This is a genomic window from Pseudomonas sp. FIP_A4 (assembly GCF_036701605.1).
Lineage (GTDB): Bacteria > Pseudomonadota > Gammaproteobacteria > Pseudomonadales > Pseudomonadaceae > Stutzerimonas > Stutzerimonas phenolilytica.
Genome location: NZ_JAYDXP010000110.1, coordinates 1 through 311 on the forward strand (window position 1 = coordinate 1; position 311 = coordinate 311).

Genomic DNA, 311 nt, shown 5'->3' on the forward strand with positions numbered 1-311 from the left:
CAAACCGAGACGGAACATCTGCGGCGTGTATGCCTGCCAGATCACACTGCGATCCACCGTTTCCAGCCGAGCAGCTCCTGCATCGCTTCGCGGGCGAAGCTCTCCTCCTCGCGCGAATGGGCGAACAGCTAGAGCGTGGCGACAATGCTGTAGCCATCCACCACCCGCCCCATCACCTTCGAACGCGCCGCGGACGCCGTGTCCAGCGCGTCGCACCCGATCTACTCGGGCTTGCTGCGCAAGACCACGACCGATGGCCGCGTCGCCGGCTTCATCATGCGCTTCGCCAGTTTCACCATCCAGAGATAACC

At 63.7% G+C, this 311-nt stretch carries 2 pseudogenes; one reads left to right on the forward strand and one right to left on the reverse strand.

The annotated features are described in order from the left end of the window. Positions 1-65 precede the first annotated feature (65 nt). A pseudogene (locus tag U8L64_RS20285) lies at positions 66-197 on the reverse strand (hypothetical protein); the annotation flags it as partial. On the opposite strand from U8L64_RS20285, the pseudogene U8L64_RS02915 reads away from it, so the two are divergent. Continuing rightward, a pseudogene (locus tag U8L64_RS02915) lies at positions 190-309 on the forward strand (type B 50S ribosomal protein L31); the annotation flags it as partial. The pseudogenes U8L64_RS20285 and U8L64_RS02915 overlap by 8 nt on opposite strands. Positions 310-311: the final 2 nt, after the last annotated feature.